The 26,111-nt window shown below is 32.6% G+C and carries 28 protein-coding genes; 16 read left to right on the top strand and 12 right to left on the bottom strand.

What is annotated here, in order from left to right; genetic code table 11:
* Positions 1–79 precede the first annotated feature (79 nt).
* Both pflA and ABEY15_RS02920 read left to right on the top strand, forming a co-directional pair.
* Positions 80–829 (top strand): pyruvate formate-lyase-activating protein, encoded by a 750-nt coding sequence (gene pflA, locus ABEY15_RS02925; RefSeq protein WP_429888339.1) that lies wholly within the window; start codon positions 80–82, stop codon positions 827–829.
* Positions 830–1,006: 177 nt separating this feature from the next.
* A complete protein-coding gene (locus ABEY15_RS02920) occupies positions 1,007–1,186 on the top strand; it encodes a hypothetical protein (RefSeq protein WP_429888338.1) in 180 nt (59 codons plus the stop codon).
* A 106-nt stretch (positions 1,187–1,292) separates the two neighbouring features.
* On the opposite strand, the gene ABEY15_RS02915 is transcribed toward ABEY15_RS02920, so the two are convergent.
* The 4 genes from ABEY15_RS02915 to ABEY15_RS02900 form a co-directional block, all read right to left on the bottom strand.
* Positions 1,293–1,418 (bottom strand): YfhE family protein, encoded by a 126-nt coding sequence (locus ABEY15_RS02915; RefSeq protein WP_156339631.1) that lies wholly within the window; start codon positions 1,416–1,418, stop codon positions 1,293–1,295.
* A gap of 68 nt (positions 1,419–1,486) precedes the next feature.
* Entirely contained in the window at positions 1,487–2,047 is a 561-nt protein-coding gene (locus tag ABEY15_RS02910) for a GNAT family N-acetyltransferase (RefSeq protein WP_429888337.1), read from the bottom strand.
* Between the two features lie 317 nt (positions 2,048–2,364).
* Positions 2,365–3,495 carry an amidohydrolase gene (locus tag ABEY15_RS02905; protein WP_025671592.1) on the bottom strand — a complete coding sequence of 377 codons (1,131 nt, stop codon included), beginning with the start codon at positions 3,493–3,495 and terminating at the stop codon, positions 2,365–2,367.
* Between the two features lie 18 nt (positions 3,496–3,513).
* Positions 3,514–4,410, bottom strand: coding sequence for a TIGR01777 family oxidoreductase (locus tag ABEY15_RS02900; protein ID WP_429888335.1), 897 nt, complete (start codon positions 4,408–4,410; stop codon positions 3,514–3,516).
* Positions 4,411–4,489: 79 nt separating this feature from the next.
* On the opposite strand from ABEY15_RS02900, the gene recX reads away from it, so the two are divergent.
* Both recX and ABEY15_RS02890 read left to right on the top strand, forming a co-directional pair.
* A complete protein-coding gene (gene recX / locus ABEY15_RS02895; protein ID WP_429888333.1) occupies positions 4,490–5,305 on the top strand; it encodes a recombination regulator RecX in 816 nt (271 codons plus the stop codon).
* A gap of 155 nt (positions 5,306–5,460) precedes the next feature.
* Complete coding sequence (locus tag ABEY15_RS02890; RefSeq protein WP_387362861.1) at positions 5,461–5,787, top strand: YfhH family protein; 327 nt, start codon at positions 5,461–5,463, stop codon at positions 5,785–5,787.
* Between the two features lie 113 nt (positions 5,788–5,900).
* On the opposite strand, the gene sspK is transcribed toward ABEY15_RS02890, so the two are convergent.
* Positions 5,901–6,059: a small acid-soluble spore protein K gene (sspK, locus tag ABEY15_RS02885; RefSeq protein ID WP_429888332.1), complete on the bottom strand. Its 159-nt coding sequence runs from the start codon at positions 6,057–6,059 to the stop codon at positions 5,901–5,903.
* Between the two features lie 118 nt (positions 6,060–6,177).
* On the opposite strand from sspK, the gene ABEY15_RS02880 reads away from it, so the two are divergent.
* The gene (locus tag ABEY15_RS02880) at positions 6,178–6,456 is read left to right on the top strand and encodes a YfhJ family protein (RefSeq protein WP_088014818.1); all 279 of its coding nucleotides are present in this window, start codon (positions 6,178–6,180) and stop codon (positions 6,454–6,456) included.
* A gap of 48 nt (positions 6,457–6,504) precedes the next feature.
* Here the strand turns inward: ABEY15_RS02880 and ABEY15_RS02875 are convergent, their stop codons facing one another.
* Positions 6,505–7,482, bottom strand: coding sequence for a metal-dependent hydrolase (locus ABEY15_RS02875; protein ID WP_098861267.1), 978 nt, complete (start codon positions 7,480–7,482; stop codon positions 6,505–6,507).
* An 86-nt stretch (positions 7,483–7,568) separates the two neighbouring features.
* Between ABEY15_RS02875 and mutY the strand changes: the two genes are divergently transcribed.
* Positions 7,569–8,666, top strand: a complete 1,098-nt coding sequence (gene mutY, locus ABEY15_RS02870) for an A/G-specific adenine glycosylase (RefSeq protein ID WP_429888331.1) — start codon at positions 7,569–7,571, stop codon at positions 8,664–8,666.
* 54 nt (positions 8,667–8,720) lie between these two features.
* Here the strand turns inward: mutY and ABEY15_RS02865 are convergent, their stop codons facing one another.
* Positions 8,721–8,945 (bottom strand): hypothetical protein, encoded by a 225-nt coding sequence (locus ABEY15_RS02865; protein ID WP_098232667.1) that lies wholly within the window; start codon positions 8,943–8,945, stop codon positions 8,721–8,723.
* A 131-nt stretch (positions 8,946–9,076) separates the two neighbouring features.
* Between ABEY15_RS02865 and ABEY15_RS02860 the strand changes: the two genes are divergently transcribed.
* The 4 genes from ABEY15_RS02860 to ABEY15_RS02845 all read left to right on the top strand — a co-directional run bounded on the left by ABEY15_RS02860 (position 9,077) and on the right by ABEY15_RS02845 (position 12,348).
* Positions 9,077–9,268, top strand: a complete 192-nt coding sequence (locus ABEY15_RS02860) for a gamma-type small acid-soluble spore protein (protein ID WP_429888329.1) — start codon at positions 9,077–9,079, stop codon at positions 9,266–9,268.
* A gap of 303 nt (positions 9,269–9,571) precedes the next feature.
* The gene (locus tag ABEY15_RS02855) at positions 9,572–9,829 is read left to right on the top strand and encodes a YgaB family protein (protein ID WP_025671838.1); all 258 of its coding nucleotides are present in this window, start codon (positions 9,572–9,574) and stop codon (positions 9,827–9,829) included.
* A gap of 131 nt (positions 9,830–9,960) precedes the next feature.
* Positions 9,961–10,491, top strand: coding sequence for a nucleoside tri-diphosphate phosphatase (ntdP, locus tag ABEY15_RS02850; RefSeq protein WP_025671837.1), 531 nt, complete (start codon positions 9,961–9,963; stop codon positions 10,489–10,491).
* Between the two features lie 96 nt (positions 10,492–10,587).
* Positions 10,588–12,348, top strand: coding sequence for an ABC transporter ATP-binding protein (locus ABEY15_RS02845; RefSeq protein ID WP_429888327.1), 1,761 nt, complete (start codon positions 10,588–10,590; stop codon positions 12,346–12,348).
* Positions 12,349–12,698: 350 nt separating this feature from the next.
* On the opposite strand, the gene ABEY15_RS02840 is transcribed toward ABEY15_RS02845, so the two are convergent.
* The 3 genes from ABEY15_RS02840 to ABEY15_RS02830 form a co-directional block, all read right to left on the bottom strand.
* Positions 12,699–13,796, bottom strand: a complete 1,098-nt coding sequence (locus ABEY15_RS02840; protein ID WP_429888325.1) for an FUSC family protein — start codon at positions 13,794–13,796, stop codon at positions 12,699–12,701.
* Positions 13,797–14,132: 336 nt separating this feature from the next.
* A complete protein-coding gene (locus ABEY15_RS02835; protein ID WP_429888323.1) occupies positions 14,133–18,524 on the bottom strand; it encodes a glutamate synthase-related protein in 4,392 nt (1,463 codons plus the stop codon).
* A gap of 95 nt (positions 18,525–18,619) precedes the next feature.
* Complete coding sequence (locus tag ABEY15_RS02830) at positions 18,620–19,921, bottom strand: glutamate-1-semialdehyde 2,1-aminomutase (protein WP_429888321.1); 1,302 nt, start codon at positions 19,919–19,921, stop codon at positions 18,620–18,622.
* 273 nt (positions 19,922–20,194) lie between these two features.
* Between ABEY15_RS02830 and ABEY15_RS02825 the strand changes: the two genes are divergently transcribed.
* The 6 genes from ABEY15_RS02825 (at position 20,195) to ABEY15_RS02800 (ending at position 24,498) form a co-directional block, all read left to right on the top strand.
* A complete protein-coding gene (locus ABEY15_RS02825) occupies positions 20,195–21,211 on the top strand; it encodes an ABC transporter ATP-binding protein (protein WP_429888319.1) in 1,017 nt (338 codons plus the stop codon).
* Complete coding sequence (locus ABEY15_RS02820; RefSeq protein ID WP_056468360.1) at positions 21,204–21,995, top strand: ABC transporter permease; 792 nt, start codon at positions 21,204–21,206, stop codon at positions 21,993–21,995. The genes ABEY15_RS02825 and ABEY15_RS02820 overlap by 8 nt, the downstream gene beginning before the upstream one ends.
* A 3-nt stretch (positions 21,996–21,998) precedes the next feature.
* Positions 21,999–22,784 carry an ABC transporter permease gene (locus tag ABEY15_RS02815; RefSeq protein ID WP_069035236.1) on the top strand — a complete coding sequence of 262 codons (786 nt, stop codon included), beginning with the start codon at positions 21,999–22,001 and terminating at the stop codon, positions 22,782–22,784.
* Between the two features lie 52 nt (positions 22,785–22,836).
* A complete protein-coding gene (locus tag ABEY15_RS02810; protein WP_429888317.1) occupies positions 22,837–23,244 on the top strand; it encodes a potassium channel family protein in 408 nt (135 codons plus the stop codon).
* Between the two features lie 23 nt (positions 23,245–23,267).
* Positions 23,268–23,732 (top strand): thioredoxin-dependent thiol peroxidase, encoded by a 465-nt coding sequence (bcp, locus tag ABEY15_RS02805; RefSeq protein WP_429888316.1) that lies wholly within the window; start codon positions 23,268–23,270, stop codon positions 23,730–23,732.
* A gap of 328 nt (positions 23,733–24,060) precedes the next feature.
* Positions 24,061–24,498 (top strand): Fur family transcriptional regulator, encoded by a 438-nt coding sequence (locus ABEY15_RS02800; RefSeq protein ID WP_025672070.1) that lies wholly within the window; start codon positions 24,061–24,063, stop codon positions 24,496–24,498.
* Between the two features lie 41 nt (positions 24,499–24,539).
* Here the strand turns inward: ABEY15_RS02800 and ABEY15_RS02795 are convergent, their stop codons facing one another.
* Together ABEY15_RS02795 and ABEY15_RS02790 are read right to left on the bottom strand one after the other, a co-directional pair.
* Complete coding sequence (locus ABEY15_RS02795; RefSeq protein WP_091023209.1) at positions 24,540–24,899, bottom strand: YgzB family protein; 360 nt, start codon at positions 24,897–24,899, stop codon at positions 24,540–24,542.
* A gap of 138 nt (positions 24,900–25,037) precedes the next feature.
* Positions 25,038–25,763 carry a TIGR02206 family membrane protein gene (locus ABEY15_RS02790; RefSeq protein WP_429888314.1) on the bottom strand — a complete coding sequence of 242 codons (726 nt, stop codon included), beginning with the start codon at positions 25,761–25,763 and terminating at the stop codon, positions 25,038–25,040.
* Positions 25,764–26,111 lie beyond the last annotated feature (348 nt).

The raw sequence follows: 26,111 nt of genomic DNA, 5'->3' as shown, positions 1-26,111 counted from the left end.
AGCCTAGTGGGGGACATACTTCACTAGGCTTTAATGTTTTTACTAAATAAGGAAAAAATTAGTTCAGAGGAGAATGACAATGATTTCAGGAAATATACATTCAATTGAAACATGTGGAACTGTCGATGGACCAGGTCTTAGATATGTAATTTTTACGCAAGGATGTTTATTAAGATGTCAATATTGTCATAACGCAGATACGTGGAAAATTGGAGCAGGTAAAGATATGTCAGTTGATCAATTAATGAAGGATATCAAGACGTATATTCCATTTATGAGATCATCTGGAGGTGGAGTTACGGTTAGTGGTGGAGAACCATTATTACAATTAGATTTTCTATTAGAACTGTTTAAATCTTGTAGAAGAAATGGGATTCATACAACGATTGATACATCTGGTGGATGTTTCAGTACAGATCCAAATTTTCTTTCTAAATTAGATGAAGTATTAGAATACACCGATTTAGTATTATTGGATTTAAAACATTTTGATGAAAAAAAACATATAAAACTTACGGGAAAATCAAATGAGCAGATTAAAATCTTTGCTAGATACTTGGACAAGAAAAATATCCCGGTTTGGATTAGACATGTCTTAGTTCCTGGAATAACCGACTCAGAAGATAATCTAATAAAACTAGGTGATTTTATAAATAAATTAAATAATGTGGAAAAAGTAGAAATTTTACCATATCATCAATTAGGAGTCTATAAATGGGAAGCATTAGGATTAAAATATCCTTTAAAAGATATTCAACCACCATCAAATGAAAGTGTTAATCATGCTTATCAACTATTAACTCAAAAGAAAGAAATACAAACTTGTTAATAACACTAATTACTATGAACTGTCCTTTAAATGTTAGTAGGCGTCTAACATTTAAAGGACAGTTTATTTTATTAGCTTTTTATGATTATTTAGACGATTGACTAAAATAAATTTGAGGTTAGTGAATATAATGAAAAATAGTTATTTATAGTTTCTTATTTTAAAGGGTGAATTTTAATGAAGGAGTTTCGATTTTCTTGGTATGTTTTACTAGATGACCAGAATGGAATCGAAGGGGGTTCTTTTGTTCGAGGTGAAAAAATTGAAGATGAAATGGATCGAATAAAAGAAAAACTTAGTAAGGAATATTATGTTAGACCATCTTCGGTTTATATTATTGAATCAAGTGAAATTTAAATAAGATATTGTAAATTTTTAAAGATGTTTATATGCAGTATTTTTAGGTATAAAGTTATTGTGGAAAAACAAAAAAGGCTTCCTAAGAAAGCCTTTTTGAATAAAATTATTTGCCTACTCCATTAAAATTAGTATAACCTGCAGCACGATCAGCTCGTTTAAATTCCTTTGCATATAATACTTCTTGAGTAGAACTTAAATTACGTCTCGTTTTATCTTTTCGTTTATCCACAAAAAACACCTCGCTAAGTTATAAAATCCTTAGTAAGTCTCTCCAATTTTTGTGGCTGATATACTAAATTATGCTTCTTTTAAATGTGTTACTTCATGCTGTTGGTAATCTTCACGCATTGTATGCAATAAATAATTGTCTTTAGTAATTTCAAATAAGTCGTAAATTTCTTCATTTTGATTAATTTCATTATATAAACATTTACGTGATTCATTTGCTAATGATGCGTATGGTAGTTTACTTGCAGCATAAAAAGAGCGCTTATTAACTTTACGAATACGCATAAAAATTGAGTTGATTCCTAAATCGTGAAATAACTCATGGAAGAACGCGTCTTTTGCAGGTTTGTTATAACCCATTCCGTGAAAAGGTTTGCCTAACCATGTTCCTAAAAAGCCGTATCCACCTTCAATATCATGTAAAGAAATGTTACCAATAGGGTTACCCCACTCATCTAAGATTGTTCTTGATATCATTTTTCCTTGTTCTTCTAGTTCGATTGCCTGCTTTGTGATAAATAGAAATTCTTCGTACGAATTTGCTTTATGGCGCACAAAGGGAAAGACATCAGGATGCACCATAAGTTCAAAAAGTACAGAACAATCTTGTAAATCTCGCTGTTTCAGCATCTCTACTCCTCCTCATAATAAGGGTAGCGAAAGAAGGTTACGCCACCCGCGAAATTTTTGTGAGGACTAAACAATAAAATTTAAAGTCCTGTGAAGTGCATTAACTATGAATAAATTATGAATAATTTTTTAATGCACCCTAAAATTTCGGGGTGGGAATCGAACCCACTAGGACCAGCGATTTACTGGTGGCTCACCATTTGCCTTTCCCGTTAAAATACTATATAAGAAAAGTGTTTTCACACTTTCTATTTAATTTACCGCAAACGTTCTTACTATACTATAATAAACGATTTTGTTCAAATTGCAAACTAAAATTATTCGATATTTTTATACACAATTCTACCATCTATGACAGTGAGTAATGGTTTAGCCATATAATGAAACGGATGATGGGACCATAATACTACATCACCATCTTTACCAATTTCTAAGCTACCAATTCTATGAGATAAATTAAGATTTTTTGCTGGATTAATCGTAATTGCTTTTAAAGCTTCGAGCTCAGGTAAACCTTCTCGAACTGCTATAGCTGCACATACATTTAAATACTGAATTGGCGTATAAGGGTGGTCAGTTGTAATTGAAACACTTACCCCAATATCAGCAAGAGCTTTGTATGTAGTCCAGGATTTATTTTTTAATTCAATTTTTGAACGTCTAGTTAATGTAGGACCAACAGATACTTGAAGGTTTCGATCCTTTAGATGGTCAATAATTAAATGACCTTCTGTACAATGTTCAATTCGTATATCTAAGTTAAATTCTTCGCCAAAACGTATAGCTGATAAAATATCATCTGCACGATGAGCATGAATTCGTACTGGAATTTCTCTATTTAAAGCTTTAATAATTGGTAAAATTCGAAAGTCATCTGGGTTATGCGAGTTTTTAGCTTCATAGAATGCTTCACGAAGCATTCCCATAATACCCATTCTAGTAATTGATTCTTTATTCCCGTTACTGTGAGTTCTTTTTGGGTTTTCACCAAAAGCGATTTTCAATCCAGACGGTTCTTGAATAATCATTTTATCGACACTTTTACCATATGTTTTAATTGTACAAGTTGTTCCACCAATTACATTTCCACTACCAGGCATAATATGAGCTGTTGTAATTCCATGTTGGATGGCATCAGTAAAAGCAACATCAAGTGGCAATATTCCATCCATGGATCGAATATGTGGAGTCAATACTTCAATTGTTTCATTCGCATCATTTCCAGCCCAACCAGTTCCTTCGTCATATAGACCTAAGTGAGTGTGTACATCAATAAAACCAGGAAAAAGAGGTTTTCCTGCACATTCTATGACAATTGTTTGATCTTCAATCGAAAAAATCTCAGGTGCAATTTCTTTAATTTTCCCATTTTCAATTAACAAATCATGGTTATATAAAACTTGAGATGTAATGGGAAAAATGGTTGCATTTTTAAATAATAGATTCATGATAAATCCTTTCAAATACTAATTTAAAGTTAACAGTAAAGCTTCTTTTAAAGATGGGAATTGAAAGTTATAATTAGTTTGAATGGCTTTAGAAGGCATAACTTTTTGACCTTCTAAAACTAGCATACTCATTTCACCTAGTAATAATTGAAGGGCAAAATTTGGAACTTTCAATATATTTGGTCGATGTAAAGCTGCTGAAAGGGTTCTGCTAAACTCGTTCATTGTTACTGGATTAGGTGACACTAAATTGATTGGCCCTCTAATTTCGGTATTATTTATCGAATGAAGTATTAGTCCAACAACATCCTTCTCATGAATCCATGATATCCACTGGGTACCTTTTCCGATAGGACCACCAATTAACAATTTATAAGGCAAAATCATTTTTGGAAGTGCTCCACCGTTTAACCCTAATACAAGACCAAATCTAGCGAGAATAGTCCGAATTCCCAGTTCTTCAGCTTTTCTGGCAACAGTTTCCCATTCTCTTACAGTTGATGCTAAAAAATCATTTGAAATAGGCTTGTCATGTTCATTAAAAGTTATTGATTCCGAGGTTCCATAAAACCCTATTGCGCTAGCATTAATAAAAAGGTTTGGACGATGGGCTTGTCTTTCAAACCATGTAATTAGAATATTTGTAGATTTTATACGACTTTGTAGAATTTTGTCTTTTAATTGTTTAGTCCACCTACCGCTGTTTATTGATTCACCGGCTAAGTTAATGACTACATCAATGGACTCCCCGAAAGAATTCGAGGTTAATTGATCCCAATTAATATAAGTAATAAATGGATTAGATGATTTTCTTATATTTCTTGTGACAATATAACATTGAAATTCATGTCGAATAAATTCATTTATTAATTGAGATCCAATAAACCCTGTACCGCCTGTAAGAAGAATTTTCATCCACGCATCTCCTTAATACATAATATGATATTATTATTTTTATGTGTACATAAAAACAAAATTTATTTTGAGGTAAATTATGTCTATAATAACGAAAATTCAAGTTCAAAAATTAAATAAAGAACGATTTAATATTTACACAGATAGTGGTAATGGTGAAGAGTATTCGTTTAGTGTAGACGCTGATACTCTTGTTAAATTTAACATAATAAAAGGTCAATCATTTGAGCCATTTGAACTAGAAGAAATATTAAATGCCGATCAACTTAGAAAGGCATATCTTTCTAGCGTTGTTTATTTATCTCGAATGATGAGAACAAAAAAAGAAATAGAACAATATTTAACAAAGCAAGAATTCTTAGATGATACAATACAAACTACAATTATCCGACTTGTAGAAGAAGGGTATATTAATGAAGAAAAATACGCTGAAAGTTATGTCCGTACGTCTATTAATACGACATTGAAAGGACCAACAATCATTAAGAATGAATTACTAGCAAGAGGTATTCACAATTCTGTAATAGAGAAAAGCTTAATTTTATTTTCGAAAGATAAACAAATTCAACATGCTATTTCACTCTGCCAAAAAAAGGTGTCTGTACTTTCGAAGTACTCAACAAATCAAAAAAAGGCAAAGCTTGAAGAATTGCTGAGAAGAAAAGGATATTCTGCTAACATCACTTCGATTGCAATTGAAGAAACACAATATGAAAGTGAAGAAGATGATGAATTACAAGCTCTATTAATACATGCTAGAAAAGCGAAAAAGAAATATGAAAAATTAAGTGGCTGGGAATATACTCAAAAAATGAAAACAGTATTATTTCGAAAAGGTTTCCCAATTGATTTAATTGAAAAAGCAATTTTAATTTTAGAAGAGGAAGAATACTAAATTACTTGAATGAAGTATGTAGACAAAAAGTTCAAAACAATTGATTTTCAGACTGATTGCAAGCGTTTGGCGGGCAGTCTGAAACTAAAATAATTGGTTGTCTGTTATTAGCTTGATATAATAAAAATATCTAAATGATTTAGAGGAGACTTAAAATGGAAATTCCAAAACGATATAGTGACTTAACGAAAGATGAATTAGTTCAAGAAATCAGCAATTTGAATCATCAAGCTAGAAAAGCTGAACAAATGGATATGATCAATGAACTTGAAGTTATACTTCGTAAAAAAACGATGGCTCAATCATATTTATTAGACGCAAGTCAATTTATTCCTGGCGAACAATATGAATTAATTGAAGAACCTGGTGTATTATTTATGATCACATATATGAATGGTATTTTTGCTTGGGGTCATAAAAGTACTAGTGAAGAAGAAATAGGAATCCCAATCGCATTATTAAAGAAACAAGGAACGAACTAATTCAAAAAATATAAAATCAGACTGATTGAAAACTGAGCTCTACTTTATAAACGAGCGTCTGGTGGGTAGTCTGAAACCAGGGACGAATTGCCCCTGGCTTTTTATTTTAAATATTAATCATTACTAGGATCACTTTTTGCCATTCTTCTTTGTGGACTTGTATTTATTTGACCGTTAGGACGCTTAGAAGCATTTTTTGATTTATAATCGATATTACCGTCGATTTTCGTATCGTGCTTTTGTGCTGAAAAACGTTCGCTTTTTGTTGTCATTTTAAAAAACCCCCTAGTGATTAAACTAATTGATGAAATGAACCATCATCAATATGATGACCATTTTGAATTTAGATATGATGATAATAAATGTTTAAAAATTGGAAGGTGTAATTATATGGAGAAATATTTAGAGCAATTAACTGAGCTATTACTAAAAGAAAATAGTCATTTAACATACTCTCAAGCAAAAATTTGGGTTGAATGGCTATGGGAAGATTTTGAAGCAACTTATGCTAAAGCTGGAGAATATCATGGAGAACAAATGTCTAAAAAGGTTGTTCAACAATTTATTTTCCAATATGGAAAATATTTGCATGAAACAGATATAAAAATTGCAAAGCCACCAGGATTAGAAATTATAGAAACGAAAGAGAAAGACAATCTTCTTCATTAATTAAATAACCCTTAGCAAAAAAATTGCTAAGGGTTATTTTTTGGTTTTTCAAGATTCCGCTTTTAGTTTTTTTTGTAATTTTTTCTCACTAAAGATCCAGCCAGTGAATGAACTGATAATATTATGTTCGTAGTCAAATTTAACTACTGCAACAAATGGGTAGTAGGTTTCTGTCCTGTACCTTAAATCGATTAGTCTTAATTCTTTATGGTCGTCATGTCCAATCAATTCCCAAATATAAACTGGTGAAAATGCCAGGAATGATTTAACGTTTTCATCCTTAAAGGCTGCTTTTACGTCTTCAATTACTGGTAACGGGATCCTTTTAAATACGTCGTGTATTTTAAAGATTCTTTTCTTTATTTTGCCAACATAATGATGAGAATCTGTACTTGCTACAATATGATAATGAGTGTATTTTATAGAAGGTGAAACATAGACACGTTTTACATCCGGTAATTTTTTTGTGACTGTTTGAATCACGATTTGTTTTTGTCGATATCTAAACGCATAGTAAAAAATCATAATGAAATAGAGCATAACACAGATCGGACCTGCTCTAAAATGAAAAATAACAAATGGAACTCCAACTAAATGGATTGCAAAAATAATTGGATCGAAAGTATTTATGATACCAAAAGCAATCCAGCGTTTTGAAAAAGGCCTTAGTGCTTGGGTTCCGTAGGCATTAAATAAATCAACAAATACGTGTACACTTACTGCCAGGAAAGACCAGAATAAATAGAGTCCAAAGTGTTCTCTATTGTTAAATAATGTCATAAGCGCAGAAAGTGATAATGTCCATAAAATGACTGCTGGAATTGAATGCGTAATTCCACGATGATGTTTTAAATATTTTGCGTTATTTCTTAATTTTAATATCGTGTCACTGTCTGGTAATTGTGATCCGATGATTGTTGTTAATAAGAGTGAGTTTGTCAAATGTGGGTCATGTAGGACAATTGGACTCAGGGTTGCTAATCCGCCAAGTGTAAATCCCATTACAAGATGAGTACCAGTATCCATTTAGTTCCTCCCTTTACTTACCCTTTTAATTTTTATAGTATTGACTATTAACAAAAACATATAGATGTTAGAGAAAGGTATAAGTTATGAATAATGATTTAAATACGACATTAGAAGTTTTCCCCAAAAATGACTTTAAAAATAATTTAGTTAATTGGTTTTTAGCAGAACAAAGAGATTTACCTTGGAGAAAGAATAAAGACCCATATCGAGTATGGGTTTCAGAAATAATGCTTCAGCAAACACGTGTAGATACAGTAATCCCTTTTTATAATAAGTTTATGCAAAATTTCCCTACTATTGCTGACTTGGCGAATGCCGAGGAAGAAAAAGTACTAAAAGCATGGGAAGGACTTGGTTATTATTCTAGAGCTAGAAATTTGCAATCGGCTGTCCGAGAAGTCCATGAAGAGTATTCAGGTAAAGTACCAGATACGCCAGAATTAATAAGTAAATTAAAAGGTGTAGGTCCTTATACTGCTGGAGCGATCCTTAGTATTGCATACGGTAAACCAGAGCCAGCCGTTGATGGGAATGTAATGAGGGTATTATCTAGAATATTAACAATTTGGGAAGACATTGGTGTACCGAAAAATCGAAAAATTTTTGAACAAGCTGTAAGAGCTTTAATTAGTCATGAAGATCCGTCTGCTTTTAATCAAGGTTTAATGGAGCTTGGTGCATTAATTTGTACACCAACAAATCCTGCATGTTTACTATGTCCTGTGAGAGAGCAATGTTTAGCTTTTGAAACTGGAGTTGTGACTGAGTTACCTATAAAAAGTAAAAAGAAGGCACCAAAGCCAATTAATTTAGCAGTTGGTGTCATTAAGAATAGAAAAAATCAATATTTAATTCAACAAAGACCTTCTAGTGGATTACTTGCTAATATGTGGGAGTTTCCAACTGCTGAATTACAATCAACGATGTTATCTAAAAGTGATACGCTTAGTTTTTTCTTAAATCAAGAGTCTCAATTAGTAGTTGAAGGATTATCTTATCAATTTAATATTGAGCATGTTTTTTCACATCTTGTATGGAAAATGGATGTATATGTTGGAGATGCAATTAATGAGGGTAGTTTAACAAGTAATCAGAAATGGGTAACATTAGATGAGTGTAAAGAACTGCCGTTTCCGGTAGTGCATCAAAAAATTTATCAGCAAATCGAAAAGTTACAGTAATGAAACAAAGAACCCCAACAAATAGTTGGGGTTCTTTTTGGTTTAAGAGTCACTTTAGTCAAAAGTAGGGCGAGTACCACTAGTCCAGTCTGCTTCATTTCTATGAAGACCACCACGTGATTCAATTTCTTTTATTATTTCTTTTTGCATTGTGCTACCTTCGATATTTAAATAACCAGTAATTTGCTGAAATGAATGATGATAGTATTCCAATTCACTATCTTTCCATTGAGTTTTTGGAGTCATTGATAACTCCGATAGATCTCTGCCAACGTACATAATAAGCCTCCTTTAAATTTCTTCTCATAGTTTTCCACTCGAACAGTTCATTAAACAAAAAAATAAAAGTAAAGTTTTTTACATATTACTCCGACTAATGGACATCATATTATTCGTGGAGGTGATAAATCATGAACAACAACAATCAATTCAATGCTGGAAAAACAGCATCTGGAACTAACATTGGAAAAGTTAAACAACAAAACCAAAGTTTTGGACAAGAGTTTTCAAGTGAAACTGATGCTCAAGCTGTAAGAGAAGCAAATGCACAATCTACACAAAAAGCTGCTTCTAAAAACTTTGGACAACAAAACCAACAATAATCCCTAAAGAGGAATTACTAGAAGTGCGCTGTTGATGAGGAGATAGTAAGTATAGTCTTACTTTCCATAATCATCTTCCTGTCTGATGAGAGATCATGCAGTCTAGTTGTTATAAAGAACGTTCAAAAAGAGCACCCTTATATAAGGGTGCTCTTTTACCTTCATGTAATTTATGTCCACCATTTAAAATCCACATAGAATTATTAATTTCTTCTCAATAGTCAAATATCGTCAAATGTAGTCAAAGGGATTATGTTAGTTTTCAAGAAATAGTGTAATAATGAAATAAGGATGGTGAATGCTATGCAAGTATTCGATGAATTGGTAAGTCGTCAGCTTGAAACAATGGATCAGTTAATAAAGATTCAAGAAGAAATTGAACGATGTCAAGAAATTGAAAACCAACTATTTGAATTAGAGGATTTGTCAAAATTGTCTTCTATCCAAGATGAAATACATATAATGAGATCTGAATTAAAAGCTATCCAAGACACCTTTCTAATACAAACACAGCAAATTATTAAATCTTTCTCAGATGAGAGGAAAATTGCATTAAAATAAAAAAAACAATGGGGCATTTTACCAAATTAACCTCCCTTTTGTTTAAAAATGGATAAGAACTAGTTATAATAGAAGTGTAAAGTATAAATAAAGTGTTGAAATGCGTCCACACTAGAAAGAAGGGAGAAACAATGAACGTTCCCAAACCAGGAGAAAAAATACAGATACATAGTTACAAACATAATGGACATATTCATCGTATATGGGAAGAGACAACCATTTTAAAAGGGACGCAGCAGTTAGTAATTGGCGCAAATGATCGCACGCTTGTAACTGAATCGGACGGTAGAACATGGGTTACACGAGAGCCAGCAATTTGTTACTTTGATATGGATTATTGGTTTAATGTCATTGGAATGATTAGAGAAGATGGGGTTTATTATTACTGTAATATTAGCTCACCATTCGTCTATGAAGATGGTGCCATTAAGTATATTGACTATGATCTAGATATTAAAGTTTTTCCAGACATGACTTACGTGCTGTTAGATGAAGATGAATATGAGAATCATCGACAAATAATGAATTATCCTCCTATAATTGACCCAATCTTAAAAAAGAACTTAGGTTATTTAAAGGAATTAATTCATCAACGAAAAGGGCCGTTTGCTACCGATTTTATTGATAATTGGTATGAACGATTCTTAATGTATCGTGATTAATCGAAACTGTTGAGCGGACTAAGTCTTTTTGAGAATTAATCATCTCAAAAAGACTGCTCAACAGTTTCTTTTTGAATGATATGAAAGGATGAAAATATGGGAAGTATTAAACGTTATTTAAAATTTGTTAAACCATATCGATTTCATATTTTTTTAACGATTGCTATCGGTATCGTTAAATTTGGAATCCCATTAATATTACCGTTTTTATTAAAATATGTAGTTGATAATATCATTAATTCATCATTACCAATTGCAACCAAAAGCTCACATCTTATTTACATCATGTTAATTGCATTTGGAATTTTTGTTATTGTAAGACCGCCTATTGAGTATTTCAGACAATATTATGCTCAATATATCGGTAGTCGAATTTTATTTGACATTAGAGATCATTTATTTAAACATTTACAAAAACTCAGCTTAAGATATTATGCTAATGCAAAGACAGGTGAAGTCATTTCACGAGTAATAAATGATGTTGAATCTACTAAAGACTTTGTTATTACTGGGTTAATGAATGTTTGGTTAGATTTAATTACAATCTTAATCACAGTTACAATCATGTTAACAATGGATGTAAAGTTAACGCTTGTATCATTAATCGTTTTGCCGTTTTATACATTAGCAGTAAAGTACTTTTTCGGTCGACTTCGATTTTTGACTCGTCAAAGATCTCAAGCTTTAGCTGTTTTACAAGGGTTCTTAACAGAAAGAATTCAAGGAATGCAAGTAACACGTAGTTTTGCATTGGAAGATTATGAAAGCGGACTATTTAAAGAAAAAAATGGTGAGTTTTTAGATCGTGCTCTTAAGCATACAGGATGGAATGCGAGAACGTTTACAATTATTAATACATTAACTGATATTGGACCATTATTAATTATCGGATTTTCTGCATATCAAGTTATTCATGGTCACTTAACACTTGGTGAGATGGTAGCATTCGTTGGATATATTGATCGTTTATATGATCCACTTAGAAGATTAGCGAATTCTTCAACGGCATTAACACAATCGTTTGCATCGATGGACCGTGTCTTTGAATTAATGGATGAAAAGTATGATATCGTTAATCGGGAAAATCCAATTTATGCAAAGAAGTTAGATGGTCAAATACACTTTAATCACGTATCTTTTCAATATAATGCCGTTGATGATGAGGTCATTCAAGATGTAACTTTTCAAATTGAACCTGGTCAAAAGATTGCATTGGTTGGTTCAAGTGGTGGTGGAAAGTCTTCGTTAGTTAGTTTAATACCACGTTTTTATGACGTAACAAAAGGGTCTATTAAAATTGATGGTGTTGACATAAGGGACTTTGATTTAAAAAGTATGCGTGAAAAAATCGGTATCGTTTTACAAGACAATTTTCTATTTAGTGATACTGTAAAATCGAACATTCATTATGGGAATCCGAGTGCTAGTGAAGAAGAAATTATTGCGGCTGCCAAAGCAGCCAATGCACATGATTTTATCATGAGTTTACCAGATGGATATGACACGCTTGTTGGGGAAAGAGGAGTAAAGCTTTCTGGTGGTCAAAAACAACGTGTAGCAATTGCCCGTGTATTTTTAAGAAATCCTTCAATTCTAATATTTGATGAAGCTACTTCAGCTCTTGATTTAGAAAATGAAAGGTATATCCAAGACGCAATTCATGAACTAGCAAAGAACCGTACAACAATATTTATTGCACATAGATTATCTACTATTACACATGTAGATAAAATCGTTTATATTGATCAAGGTCATATTGTCGAAATTGGTTCGCATGAGGAATTAATGGCTAAAAAAGAATCTTACTATCATTTGTTTGAAATTCAAAATTTAGAAACTAGTTCGAGTTCGGTATAGAAGATTAGCACAAAGAAATTCTTTGTGCTTTTTTTATTTGAGGAAGTAAGTGTAAATACGGTTTGTATGAAGAAGAGTAGTGACGAATTAAATCTGAGTTGTAATAAGTTTGAGAAGACCGCAAATAAGGGGGACTAAGTGTGTGAATAAATAATGTTAAAGTGTAAATTAAAGGACGAACTGCAAATAAAATCCGAAATTCACAAATAAAATTCCATTCGATCTAAAAATGGATAAAAATCGGCTGGCAAGGATTGAAAAAATCATCTTCAAAATAAAGAACTCCGTCGAGATACCCTACTTACTTTGATTCAAACTCAAAACAAAAAGCCTCCATAATTCGAAGGCTTTTACATTGTTTCAACCTGTTCAACTTGAACTTGGTATTCTTTGTGATAAGTTTGATGGCTATCAACGAGTGTATTTAAATGTTCAACATTTTCGCTATATTCTAAAATGGCAGATACTACTTGGAATAAATGTAACCATGTTTTTTGTTTTTCTTCGTCATTAAGATCATGGTGGTCCAAGAATGCCTTAGTTAATTTATCTTTTAAAATATTTTCTTCTCTATGAAGTGGGGAAGTTTGATCACAGTTTACTTTCCCAATTAATTTCATCAATGCATGCTCATGGTACTGCATTAAGCATGTTAGTTCATTTTTAATTAAATCTTGGAACTCTTTCGGAGATGCATTAATTTCATATTCTAATCGGTTTAAAGCTTTTAACGTATCAAATGCATTATCGGCTGTGACAAGCATTTGTCTAAACAATACGATTTTACGAGATTTTTCATGCTCTTTTTTCTTACGACCAACAAGAATAATTCGGTCTTCTTTGTATAAGCGATATATTTTCGTAACATTTCTCATGATTTCTTTTAATTGATAAATTTCATCTTTTAATCCATTATGGCTAACAGTTTTGTGTAGAGCCATCATCATTAATTTATTTGTTTGTTCAGTAATCGAAATCATGCCACGAGATAATTTTTTTTCATAATTTGGAGGCATTAAGAAAATATTTACAAATGATGCAGCTAAAACACCAATTGTTACTGCCAAAATACGATCGAAAGTAAAAATGGCAAAGTGTTCGGTACTTGTACTTACCTCCATAATTACGACTACAGTAACTAATGTTGTAGCAATTGTATTTTCGAGTTTTAGTTTTAATGTAATGATAATCACGAGAATACATGTAAATCCTATAATTACTGGATTATTCCCTAGAGTAACCACTGCAATAATTGCCAGTATTGCACCAATCAAGTTAGCTTGAAGTTGTTCAATTAATGATTTATATGATTGGTTTACTGATGATTTTAATGCCGAAATAGCAGAGATACCTGCAATCGAAGCTGTTGATAAATCAAAAAACATCGCGCTATAAATGGCGAGCGTAATAGCTATACCAGTTTTTAGAACACGCGCTCCTAATCTCATTGTATTACTCCTTTTTGTTTGTCTAGCTTAATGCTTGTAATGAAATATGAACGTTTAACTATATTACTACTAAACTACTAATTATTACATCGAGTGTTTTTTAAAATTGCTTCAATTAAAAGTAACTTTTATTTTTTTCTCATGTAACATCCTGTAACTATACAATGAACTACACGCATTATCAATACAATTTTTTAAGAAATTATGTTAATTATATGAATGAGAAAAAAGATTAAATTGTTAGTTAAGTTAAAAGATTTTGAACTTAGAAATGAAAGGGCTTTACTATTAAATAATGAAAAAAGAAGCGAAATATTTCGCTTCTTTTTTATAAAATCATTCAGTTGAAACAGACGGATCCGCTTGTTCTTTTTTAGGCTTAATTTGTAAGAAGTTTTGTTCAATGTCGTCTAATAAACTTTGAACAAATTCAGCTTCGTCATGCTGATTATGCTGAGTTAAAAGTGAGATATATTGTTCTAACAATTCATTTAGATCGTTTTTACCAGTTTTATCGACGGGTACAATACTTACACTTGCACCTTTTGCGATTCGATTTTGGTAAGCTTCCTTAGTAAGACCTAATTCAGATGAGTTTCGAACGTAAATTACTCCGCCAGTCATACCAGCACACATCCATGGACCTGGATCTCCTAGTACAACTGCACGACCACCAGTCATATATTCAAAAGCAAAACCGTTTATATTTGCTTTTGCACCTAGGCGAGTTTTCTGTGAAATAGGTTGACTAGATTGATTACGGCCACCAATTACAACATCTGCTCCTGATAAACGAATGCCTGCTCGCGAGTCAGCGTTACCCTGGATAAAGAATTGTCCTTTTTGTGCTCCATATGCAAAGCATTTTCCGACCGAACCACCAAAGTATTGTCCGTTAGCACCTAACGCTTTACTAATAAAAATTGTTCCACCAAAAGCAGTTTTCGCTACTCCATCTTGAGCTCCGCCTTGAACGAATACAGAATAATCTTCTACTGTATAAGTTCCTAAGCCATTTCCAGGAATGGATTGATCCTCGAAGCTAATCTCGACAGGGGAAGCTACACCTTGCGTTTGTTTTTTTACTACTAGGTCATGGATTAATAAACTGCCAGCATGGCGATATTCATTGTCAACCTTTGCATAAACTCCAACGTCATTACTTTGAAGTACTTTAGCAGATTCTCCATTCGAAAGTACATATTCTTTTTCTTCAATTTTATTAGTAGATAATAAATTAGTTAAACTTAGCGTATCTAAAAATCTTGTTTGTTTTAAGAATTCAGTTTTACCAACAAGGTCTTGAGCATTTTTTACTCCTAATGAACCAACAATCACTTGCAATTCATCTTTGAATGCAGTGAAGAATTGTACTAAATTTGTTACTGCTGTTTCAAGTTGTCTAGGTGTGAATTTTCGTAAACCGTGACGCATTGCTTCAATTTCTGATTCGATTTGTGTTGCAATACCAACGTGGCATGTATCTAAATGACAACCACGACATGTCGTACAACCGATTGCAATCATTGATAAAGTTCCAAATCCGATTCGGTTTGCACCTAGTATCATCATTTTTACTACATCATTTACGCTTTTCATTCCACCATCCGCCCAAATTTCGACAGAATTGCGTAAACCAGATTCAAGTAGTGCATTGTGGGCTGCACGAACTCCAATTTCAACTGGTAAACCTACATTTTGAATTGCATGAACACGGGCAGCACCAGTTCCTCCATCAAAACCGCTAATATTGATAAAGTTTGCACCCGCTTTTGCAATACCAACAGCAATTGTGCCGATATTAGGAACAACAGGGACTTTTACAGCAACTTTTGCTTTTGGATTAACAGCTTTAATTTCACTAATCATTTGAGCTAAATCTTCAATTGAATAAATATCATGATTATTTGAAGGTGAAATTAAATCAGAACCAAGTGTTGCATTTCTCGTTTCCGCAATTTTTTGTGTAACCTTTGAAGCAGGTAAATGACCACCTTCACCAGGTTTTGCACCTTGACCAATTTTAATCTCAATTAAGTTAGAAGAGTGAAGTAAATTAGCGTTAACTCCGAATCGACCTGAAGCAATTTGCTGTCCACGAGTGTTTGGATATTTACCAATCATATCTTGGATCTCTCCACCTTCACCATTTAAGCTAATCATGTTCAGTCGATTTGCACCTTCAGCATATGCTCTAAAAGCAACTTCGTTTTGAGATCCGAATGACATAGAACTGATAATAAATGGTAGTGAGTGAGTAGCTATTTCTAATGAAACCTGACTTGAATCAAATGGTTTACTACTTTCAATTAAAGAAAGCGCATGACGTACTGTAGTAGGTCGCTCTTCTTCGATTTGATTTAATTTTTGACGGTATGTTTCATAACTACCTGTTTGCGCCGTTTCGCCAATAGCTTTCCAAATTCGAGGGAATACGTGGAAAGATTTTGGCATTGTTGCGTTATTTGCATTATAATCTTCAGAACGTTTTTTCGAATCAGCCTCTAATAATTTGAATCCAGAAACTGTTTGATCACCGAAGAAATTTATTACGCCTAAAGACGAAGCGATATCTTCTTGTAATCCAATGCTACTGAACATTTTTGCATAGCCTCGTAGCTCATGCATACCTATTGTTGAAATTACTTTTTCAATCCCTTTATTTAAAACATCATAAAGTTTTACTATTTTTTCAGGAGCTTCCAATTCTGAAATAGTTCCAAAAAGGAAATGAGGATTAATTGCATCTGCTCCTAAACCTTTCATTACCATTAAATCGTGAAGATTACGGACTGCAGCTGTCTTTAAGACAATCGAACAGTTTCTTCTTAACTTAGCATTTACAAGTCCATTATGGATTATTGCTGTAATAAGAGCTGGATCAATCCAGTATTGATTATTTTTATGAGCTTCATCATCGGTAATCACAATACATTCTGCACCATTTTTTACAGCTTCCACAGCTTCGTATTTATATTGAGACAATGTTTCTTCTAAAGGCAAATTAGAAAATGTACTTTGAATTGTATAAAGTTTATTTTCTAATTGATATAGATTTAGAATTTCTTCATACGAAGTTTGTTGACGATTAGCTTTTAGCGTATTTCCTACAAAACCATCACCTATTATCGGAGAAGGGAGTTGTAGAACAATTCCTGAATCTTTCTTTGTAATGGAAGGCCTTTTTCCTAATATGACAGAAATAGAGAAATGCTCTGTTTCACGATCACGATCAATCGCAGGGTTCGTTACTACTGCGACGGTTTCTTTCATAAAATCAGAAAGATTTTTTCTAGCTTCATCTAAACATGCTAGTGGTGCGTCATGCCCTAATGAACGAATAGGCTCTGCACCTTTTTCTGCCATTTGTTCAACTAATTGGATTTGTTCCTTTTGCCATCCAAAAGCTCCATATTCAAACGGATGAATTGAAGGAGGTGAGTGTTCTACGTAATCAGTTGAATTTGCTTCATTATTTGCTAGATTCATTGTTAATTTTTCGTTTAATTTCGTTGTAACGAAATGAGTTAATTCACGGTGTGTTAATAGTTGAGCACGGTCTTTTAATAAATTAATACCGACTTTTTCTCCAGGTGAAAGAGCATGTGGCTCGGATATAAATAATTCTGGAGAAAGGATGCCTTGCTCGGATGAAAATACATAATAATCACTTGTTTCAAGTAACCAAACAGGACGTAAACCTAAAGCGTCCACACTAGCAACAAATTCATTTCCTTCTCTTGTAAGTACACCTGCGGGACCTTGACAATAAGGACCGAATGTACTTCGAATCATATTGTAAATGGAGTTTACTTCTGGATCTGATTCATATTCTGCAGGTACAGGTGGGAATAACAGTTCCATTGCTTCTTTCAAAGAGTAGTTATATTTATGAATAAGCGTCTCAAGTGTTATATTTACATCTTGTGAATCACTATTTCCATGCTTAATATTTGCGCCAATTTGTTTTGCTTCAATTCTTAATTGTTCGATTGTATTAATTTCTCCATTATGTGCTAGCATGCTAAATGGCTGAACTCTTGAAAACGAAGAAGATGTGTTTGTTGAGTATCGATTATGACCTACCACAACAGATGATTGAAAATTAGGGTGCTGTAAATCAGAATAGTATGACAATAAAGTATCGATTGTTCCCATTACCTTATAAACGCAAGTTGATTGACTAAGAGAGACAACAGTTACATTTGTTTTTTTGCTAATAATATTTGTTAAATCAAATAGGGATGTGATTTGGTGATTTTTAATTGGGAGTAAAGCTACTTGTAAGAACTCAGGTTCTACTGCTTGAGCGATCGGACCAAGTGCTGAAGTAAAGGTTTGATTACAACTATGATATAAAGTTTCATAACCATTTTCTTCAAAAATTTGGAGCAATGTTTGTATTTCTGATTTTTCATCTAGGAAGAAATGCCCAACTGTAAATGAAGGGTGTGAAACAACTTCTGGACTAATTCCTACAGATGTAAGTTTTTCTTGCCAAAGTAGAGTAGGGATGTCAGTCTGAATTCCTACACCATCACCTTCACCGTTCGTAAATCCCGCTCGATGATTCATCTTTCGTAAACTTTCGGCAGCAATATCGATCGTATCTCTTGTTTGAGTTATAGAACGATTGATAAAGGCTACGATCCCACATGCATCATGTTCGTTATTGTAATAATCTCTAAATAAACCTGGTGACCATTCTGTTTTTGTTTGAAATTTCATTTAACTACCTCCTATTTTATGGTAAAAAAATTGATTATTCAGAATTAACTATGTATGAATAGAGGTCACTTCAAGTTGTAGTGACCTCAGATATATCATAGTTTAATCGTAGATAATTTTAGGAACGCGTTCCCAACAGCATTAATTGTTTGGTGAACATCTTGTTCAGTATGAGCTGTAGTTAAGAACCAAGCTTCATATTTTGATGGCGCTAGATTAATACCTTCTTCTAAAAGAAGGTTAAAAAATCTACCGAAAACTTCTCCATCGGATTCTTTTGCTTCTTCATAATTCGTTACTTCGTCAACGTTAAAATAAACAGTTAAGGCACCTTTTAAGCGGTTGATTTTTATATGGATGTTGTGATCATCTGCTTTTTCCTGAATACCTTTTTCAAGGATAGCACCTAGACGATCTAATTCTTCATAGACACCTTCTTGTTTTAATACTTCAAGACACGCAATTCCAGCTGCAATTGATGCTGGATTACCTGCCATCGTACCAGCTTGATATGCAGGTCCAAGTGGGGCAACTGTTTCCATAATTTCTTTTTTACCACCATAAGCTCCAATCGGTAATCCACCGCCTATAATCTTTCCAAGAGCTGTTAAGTCTGGTTCAATTCCTAATAAATTTTGTGCTCCTCCATACATAAATCGGAAGGCAGTAATTACTTCATCATAAATGACTAATGCACCATGATTGTGCGTAATTTCATTAACAGCTTTTAAGAATCCTTCTTTCGGTTCAACGATTCCGAAGTTACCGACGATTGGCTCAACAAGTACACCAGCTACTTCATGACCCCATTTTTCCATTGTTTCTGCATATGCTGTGGCGTCATTAAATGGAACTGTAATCACTTCATTAGCAATACTTTGCGGTACACCGGCGGAATCAGGAGTACCAAGAGTAGATGGTCCAGAACCAGCAGCAACAAGTACTAAATCTGAGTGACCGTGATAGCAACCAGCAAATTTAACGATTTTAGTACGACCAGTGTATGCTCTCGCTACACGAATAGTTGTCATTACGGACTCAGTACCTGAATTTGTAAATCTGACTTTATCCATACTAGGAATCGCTTCTTTTAGCATTTTGGCAAATTGTACTTCAAGTTCATGAGGAGTACCGTAAAGGACACCATTTTCTGCTGCTTTTGTGATTGCCGCTGTGATATGAGGGTGAGCGTGGCCAGTAATAATAGGACCGTATGCTGCTAAATAATCTATATATTGATTGCCATCAACATCCCAAAAATATGCGCCTTTTGCACGCTTCATTGTGACAGGAGCTCCGCCACCAACTGCTTTAAACGATCTTGAAGGACTGTTTACTCCTCCAACGATGTGTTCTAAAGCTTCATTATGTATTTCAATTGACTTTTGATTATTCATGGAGTACCTCCCATTATTGATAAAAAAATGAAAGAATTTAACCGGCATCTTTACATTATTTATGTGGTTAAATTACATTCTAGCACGAAATTTTAGCGCGTGGTAAATGTAAGCCTTTACAAGTTAAAAAGAAATTTGAACATTTTGTAGAATCGATATTTTTCACAAAAATAGTACGAAAAAAATTGGAAACTACTTTTTAGTACTTTTTTATTGTACTTAGTTCGTATTTCAAATACACTAAGCGACGGAATAAAAAATGGAGGCAGTCTTATGGAAAACATGATCGAAGTTCAGAACTTACACAAAGAATTTAAAACTTTCTTGAGTCGCTCTGGTGTAAAAGGTGCATTTAGAGATTTGTTTACAAGAAACTATAAAACAAAAACAGCCGTTAATAATATAAGCTTTTCTGTAAAAAAAGGTGAAATGATGGCTTATATCGGGGAGAATGGTGCAGGGAAGTCGACTACAATTAAAATGTTGACGGGAATACTAACGCCTACTTCTGGAGATGTAACAGTCAATGGTTACCACCCTCAAAAAGATCGAGAGCGTTTTGTTAAATCAATAGGAGTTGTATTTGGGCAAAGATCTCAATTATGGTGGGATATTGCAGTACAAGAATCATTTCGATTACTTAAAAAAGTTTATCAAATACCAGATAAGCAATATGAAGAACATATGGGTTATATCATAAAGACTTTGGATATTGAGCCTTTATTAGATCAACCTGTTAGAAAGTTATCTTTAGGTCAAAGAATGAGATGTGAATTAGCAGCTGCGTTAATTCATAATCCACCTTTATTATTTTTAGATGAGCCAACAATTGGATTAGATGTATTAGTAAAATTAAAAATTCGCGAGTTTTTAAAAGAGTTAAACCAAAAATATGGCACAACAATTCTTTTAACAACTCATGATATTTCTGATATTGAGGCATTATGTGATCGAGTAGTTATGTTAGATGAAGGAAAAATCATATATGATGGAAAACTTGAACAGTTAAAAGGACAATGGGGTGAAGAGAAAGAGATTCAATTCCAGTTTATTAAGCCTGTAAATCATACTACATTAAACGAATTAATCGGACGAACTGATGTAAAATGGAAAGAAGTAGAAGAAGGCGAAAATATTTGGAGTGTTACATTACCAAATGATGAAACACTTATCTCTATGATTATTGCAAAAGTAGTTCAATCAAATCCCGTTAAAGATATGAAGATGTTAGAGATTTCTACAGAAGAAATTATACGAAACATCTACCAAGAAGGTATTAGTAATGAGTAAATATATTGAAATCATTCGAATCCGTTTTTTAATGATGTTAGCGTATCGTACTAATTATTATACCGGTATTGTTATTTATACGATTAATATAGGTGCTTATTTCTTTTTATGGAAAGCAATCTATGGTCATCAAGGATCAATTCAAGGTGTTTCAGTAAACCAGATGACTACTTATGTAGCAATTGCTTGGATGGCAAGGGCGTTTTATTTCAATAATCTTGACCGTGAAATTGCTGAAGAAATTGTAGAAGGTAAAGTAGCAATAGAGCTTATTAGACCTTATAACTATTTACTAACTAAAGTGATGCAAGGGCTAGGTGAGGGGATTTTCAGATTCTTTTTCTTTTCAATTCCAGGCTTTATTATAGTTGCTTTAATTTTTCGGTTAGATGTTTCATTTAATTTAAAAACTTTAGGTTTATTTTTAATTGCTTCGATTTTCAGTTTTGCAATTAATACACAATTGAATTTATTAACAGGTTTAATGGCATTCTTCCTTCAAAATAATATGGGTTTTATTCAAGCTAAACGTGTCATCATTGATTTATTTTCAGGTTTAACGATTCCGATCACGTTCTTTCCGGTTTGGGCACAAGATGTAATGAAGTACTTACCATTTCAAGGGATCAGCTATATTCCTAGTATGATTTTTGCTCAAGGCATAAAAGGTGAATTGATTTTAAGAGGCCTTTTATTTCAAGTAATTTGGATCATTATTTTATGTATTCCTATTACTCTTATATGGTATAAAGCTAAAAAGCATCTTGTTATACAAGGAGGTTAAAGAATGTTTTATTTAAATATATTTCTTCAATATTCAGGTCAATATTTAAAAACGAAATTACAATATAGAGCAAACTTCTTTTTATCATTTTTATCAGATTTGATGGCTCAGGCTGTAAATTTAATTTTTATATTATTAGTATTTAATCATACTTCACTTATTGAAGGATGGAACCGAGATGAAATTGTATTCATTTATGGTTTCTTTTTAGTTCCGTTTGCTCTTTTTGGTTCATTTTTTAATATATGGGATTTTAATGATCGTTACATTGTTAAGGGAGAGTTTGATCGTATTTTAACTCGACCAATTCATAGTCTTTTTCAAGTAGTATTAGAGAAAATGGAGTTAGAATCTTTACTAGGTGCTATTACTGGATTAATTATTATGATCTATGCAGGTTTTAAATTAGGACTTTCAATCACTTGGTATGATCCATTTTTATTTTTATTAATGGCTTTTGGTGGAATGTTTGTTTATGCCGGAATCTTTATTGCTTTAGCAAGTATCGGTTTTTGGTCAGATGCAAGAACATCTATTATGCCGTTAATGTATAATATAGGAAACTATGGTCGTTATCCGATTAATATTTATCACCCAATCATTCGCTTTGTATTAACATGGATTTTACCATTTGCATTTGTTGGTGTTTATCCGGCTGCGTATTTTCTACGTAGAAGTGAATGGTATGTCTATTCATTTTTAACGCCTGTTATGGGATTAGTTGTTTTTGTTATATCTGTTTTAATTTGGAACCAAGGTGTAAAAAAATATAAAGGTGCAGGTAACTAAGCAGTATTCTATTTCAATAGCTTGTTTCATAAATTGAAATGAGGTGATTGGAATGGGAACTGCTTTTTTCTTTTTTATTGCTATTTTTGCAATTTTGTATAGTCTAGTGTATTTATGGAATACTTCAACTACAAAAGTCAATAAAAGTCTTATTTCAATTAATAATTACATTCTTTTATTTTTAATATATGGAACGGTACTTATAGGCTTTAGCGCAGTGTATTTTATACTAGAGCATGGGCCACATCCAATTTTAATTGAGCATTCTATTCCTATTGAAGGGACTAATTACCATATAATGGGGTTATGCTTATATTTTAGCGCAATCACCCTTTTGTCTGTAGGCTATGGGGATATTGTACCAGTGGGGATCGGAAGATGGGTTGCTATGATTGAAGCGCTCATCGGTTATACGATGCCAGCAGCTTTTGTTTTACAAGTATTTAAAGAAGAACGTTAATATTTATGATTAAGGAGATTATTATGACTGTTGAAATTGGAATCAAAGCACCGGAATTTACTTTACCAGCAAGTAATGGAGAAGATGTAACTTTATCAGACTTTAGAGGTAAGAAAGTAGTTCTTTATTTTTACCCAAAGGATATGACACCAGGTTGTACTACGGAAGCTTGTGACTTTAGAGATTCATATGAAAGGTTTATGAATAGTGGAACTGTCATTTTAGGAATAAGTCCTGATCCTATAAAAAGACATGAAAAATTTATAGAAAAACATCAGCTACCATTTTTATTACTTTCAGACGAAACAACTGAAGTTGCAAAGTTATATGATGTATGGAAGTTAAAGAATAATTTTGGTAAGGAATACATAGGAATAGAACGTACAACATTTTTAATTGATGAAGAAGGTTGTATTGAAAATGTATGGCAAAAAGTTAGAGTAAAGAATCATGTTGAAGATGTTTATAGTGTGATTAGTCGTTCTTAAAATTTGTACAAACTATTTGGTTCAATTAACTTGATTTATGTTAAGTTTTTTTGAGAAAGAATCGTTTTATCTAAAATAATCGAGCTTTTCGTCTATACCTATATTGCATTAGAGAATATATTGGAGTATAGGGCATACCTCCTCAGATGATAGCATATTGAAGTGCGAGAGAATTCTCGCACATTTTTTTTGTTTTGGTATATGGAATACAAGCATTGGCTAATTTTTTTAAGAAATTCTCAAAAAGTTGACAAATATTCTTGCAGTTGAATAAACTAATAATAAGTAATTAATTTTGGAACTATTTTATAGAAACGGGGAGACGGCGTTGCATAAGGAAAATATTCAAGATGCAATTTTACATTTAAAGAATAGCGGCGTACGTATTACACCTCAGAGGCATGCAATTATAGAATATTTAATAGGAAGTGGAACGCATCCAACTGCTGATGAAATCTATAAAGCACTTGAGGGAAAATTTCCAAATATGAGTGTGGCAACAGTTTACAATAATCTCAGAGTATTACGTGAAGTAGGAATGGTTAAAGAATTAAACTTCGGTGATTCTTCTAGTCGTTTTGATTATATAACAACTGATCATTATCATATTATTTGTGAAAAATGTGGTGAAATGAATGACTTTCATTACGACGGATTAGAAGGAATCAATCTTTATGTTGAAAAGGAAACGGGATTTGAAGTAACCAATCATAGAATGGAAGTATACGGTATTTGTCCTAAATGTAAAGAAAAAACATTATCATAATAAAGCACATTACATAATTGTAATGTGCTTTATTTATTATGCTATTGTTTAGCATCGCGTTTGCTATTATATTTTTCATTAAATTCTTTTCCTTCTAATGAAGGGTCTAATGTAAGTGGCTCATTACAATACATACAGATGTCAACTTTACCAAGCATTTTAGTCGTTTTGTTACAATTCGGACAGATGACTTGAATTGTTTTTGTAGACAGCATTCCGATCCAAAAATAAACAACTGTACTACCAATAATCGCTAAAAATCCCACAAGCATAAAAATCGTCATGACAATCTTATGCTCTCTGAAAAATACACCACCATACATAATGATGAAGCCAATAAATAATAATGAAAGTGCAAACGTTCTTATATTATTAATTTTACTACTTTTCTTTTTTGCCACTTTGTCCACCCCATTCATTGTAAATATAGCATAAATGAGATAGGAAATGTTAGTGCTAACATGGAAAACAATTCGAACTTATTTAATGCAATTGATGAATACTGAATTTATGCTAAATACAGGACATCCACACATTAATTAATTGATAGTATGATCAGATGGTACTGGGTTTATCTTCAGCTTTTTGTTTAAAAAATGAATTGGGAGATATAAAATCAAAAAATAGGGGATAAGAATTAAGCATAATACAATTAAGTAATATGGCCATGGCCCAAAAAAGTCTAGTAAGTTTGCTCCAGCAGGTTTAGCTCTTAAAAATAAGTAGTTTCCTTTTATGACATAATCCAGTAAATAAATAGGTATAGCCAATAAAATTAAATAGAGGAAGGACTTTAGTAATGAACGGAGAGTTGGAGTATATCCAAAGATCAATGTCATATAACAAATAGAAATAATGATTCCTCCGTGAGTAGTGAAAAATTGTATATATTTAAAATGAGGAAAACTATATTTAATATCTGGAGTAAGTACAGCTTGGATAGCCCCGGCTAATCCCCAAAAATAGATGATCTCATAAACTTTATAATTTTTTGTAATGAGTGTATAACAGCATAGATACATACTTATACCGCATAGTTGGAGAGGTAATGAATCGCCCCAATCCCACTGTTTCGTTTTAATAAGCCATCCATATAATAGAAATTCAACTGTAAGCATTGAGACGATTAATAGAGTGCGGATGAATAAATCTACTTTTTTCTTATTGTTTATTAAATTTCTGAAGTAAAACAAACAGATAAGAAGGAGGAGAATGATTAATAATGTAATAATATGTTGCTTTGAAAACAGCACGAAACCATGCATTTAATTACACCTCTCTCAAATCGGATAGATGATATTGAACAATTCGCTATTATATAGAATCTTCCTTATACTGTACTTTTTTAATTGTATTCAGCTTGTTTGTATTAAAGTATTATGACTTACTATTTATATGTCCAAATACATGTGTATTCTTTTTAGAAAAGAGTTTTCATCTTTTTTGAAAAAAACTTTTAAAAAGTGTTGACGCTGTGATTTATCGATGTTATATTATTCTATGTCGCCAAGAGATAACGGCGTCGAAAGAAAAAAGATTTTAAAAAATGTTGACAGGCTCTTCTGAGGATGTTAACATGAAAAAGTCGCTAATGACGCGATGAAGTGAACTTT

The organism is Gottfriedia acidiceleris (genome assembly GCF_050457485.1).
Lineage (GTDB): Bacteria > Bacillota > Bacilli > Bacillales > Bacillaceae_G > Gottfriedia > Gottfriedia acidiceleris_D.
This window is presented reverse-complemented; position numbering and strand designations above follow the sequence as displayed.

Bases quoted from the DNA above. Each gene is read 5' to 3' on its own strand.
- ABEY15_RS02880 (WP_088014818.1), top strand. From the start codon at position 6,178: ATGGAGAAATATTTAGAGCAATTAACTGAGCTATTACTAAAAGAAAAT.
- ABEY15_RS02815 (WP_069035236.1), top strand. From the start codon at position 21,999: ATGTTTTATTTAAATATATTTCTTCAATATTCAGGTCAATATTTAAAA.
- ABEY15_RS02875 (WP_098861267.1), bottom strand. From the start codon at position 7,482: ATGGATACTGGTACTCATCTTGTAATGGGATTTACACTTGGCGGATTA.
- recX (WP_429888333.1), top strand. From the start codon at position 4,490: ATGTCTATAATAACGAAAATTCAAGTTCAAAAATTAAATAAAGAACGA.
- ABEY15_RS02830 (WP_429888321.1), bottom strand. From the start codon at position 19,921: ATGAATAATCAAAAGTCAATTGAAATACATAATGAAGCTTTAGAACAC.
- pflA (WP_429888339.1), top strand. From the start codon at position 80: ATGATTTCAGGAAATATACATTCAATTGAAACATGTGGAACTGTCGAT.
- ABEY15_RS02920 (WP_429888338.1), top strand. From the start codon at position 1,007: ATGAAGGAGTTTCGATTTTCTTGGTATGTTTTACTAGATGACCAGAAT.
- ABEY15_RS02855 (WP_025671838.1), top strand. From the start codon at position 9,572: ATGCAAGTATTCGATGAATTGGTAAGTCGTCAGCTTGAAACAATGGAT.
- ABEY15_RS02790 (WP_429888314.1), bottom strand. From the start codon at position 25,763: ATGCATGGTTTCGTGCTGTTTTCAAAGCAACATATTATTACATTATTA.
- ABEY15_RS02900 (WP_429888335.1), bottom strand. From the start codon at position 4,410: ATGAAAATTCTTCTTACAGGCGGTACAGGGTTTATTGGATCTCAATTA.
- ntdP (WP_025671837.1), top strand. From the start codon at position 9,961: ATGAACGTTCCCAAACCAGGAGAAAAAATACAGATACATAGTTACAAA.
- ABEY15_RS02860 (WP_429888329.1), top strand. From the start codon at position 9,077: ATGAACAACAACAATCAATTCAATGCTGGAAAAACAGCATCTGGAACT.
- ABEY15_RS02905 (WP_025671592.1), bottom strand. From the start codon at position 3,495: ATGAATCTATTATTTAAAAATGCAACCATTTTTCCCATTACATCTCAA.
- sspK (WP_429888332.1), bottom strand. From the start codon at position 6,059: ATGACAACAAAAAGCGAACGTTTTTCAGCACAAAAGCACGATACGAAA.
- mutY (WP_429888331.1), top strand. From the start codon at position 7,569: ATGAATAATGATTTAAATACGACATTAGAAGTTTTCCCCAAAAATGAC.
- ABEY15_RS02840 (WP_429888325.1), bottom strand. From the start codon at position 13,796: ATGAGATTAGGAGCGCGTGTTCTAAAAACTGGTATAGCTATTACGCTC.
- ABEY15_RS02865 (WP_098232667.1), bottom strand. From the start codon at position 8,945: ATGTACGTTGGCAGAGATCTATCGGAGTTATCAATGACTCCAAAAACT.
- ABEY15_RS02845 (WP_429888327.1), top strand. From the start codon at position 10,588: ATGGGAAGTATTAAACGTTATTTAAAATTTGTTAAACCATATCGATTT.
- ABEY15_RS02810 (WP_429888317.1), top strand. From the start codon at position 22,837: ATGGGAACTGCTTTTTTCTTTTTTATTGCTATTTTTGCAATTTTGTAT.
- ABEY15_RS02820 (WP_056468360.1), top strand. From the start codon at position 21,204: ATGAGTAAATATATTGAAATCATTCGAATCCGTTTTTTAATGATGTTA.
- ABEY15_RS02835 (WP_429888323.1), bottom strand. From the start codon at position 18,524: ATGAAATTTCAAACAAAAACAGAATGGTCACCAGGTTTATTTAGAGAT.
- bcp (WP_429888316.1), top strand. From the start codon at position 23,268: ATGACTGTTGAAATTGGAATCAAAGCACCGGAATTTACTTTACCAGCA.
- ABEY15_RS02890 (WP_387362861.1), top strand. From the start codon at position 5,461: ATGGAAATTCCAAAACGATATAGTGACTTAACGAAAGATGAATTAGTT.
- ABEY15_RS02825 (WP_429888319.1), top strand. From the start codon at position 20,195: ATGGAAAACATGATCGAAGTTCAGAACTTACACAAAGAATTTAAAACT.
- ABEY15_RS02910 (WP_429888337.1), bottom strand. From the start codon at position 2,047: ATGCTGAAACAGCGAGATTTACAAGATTGTTCTGTACTTTTTGAACTT.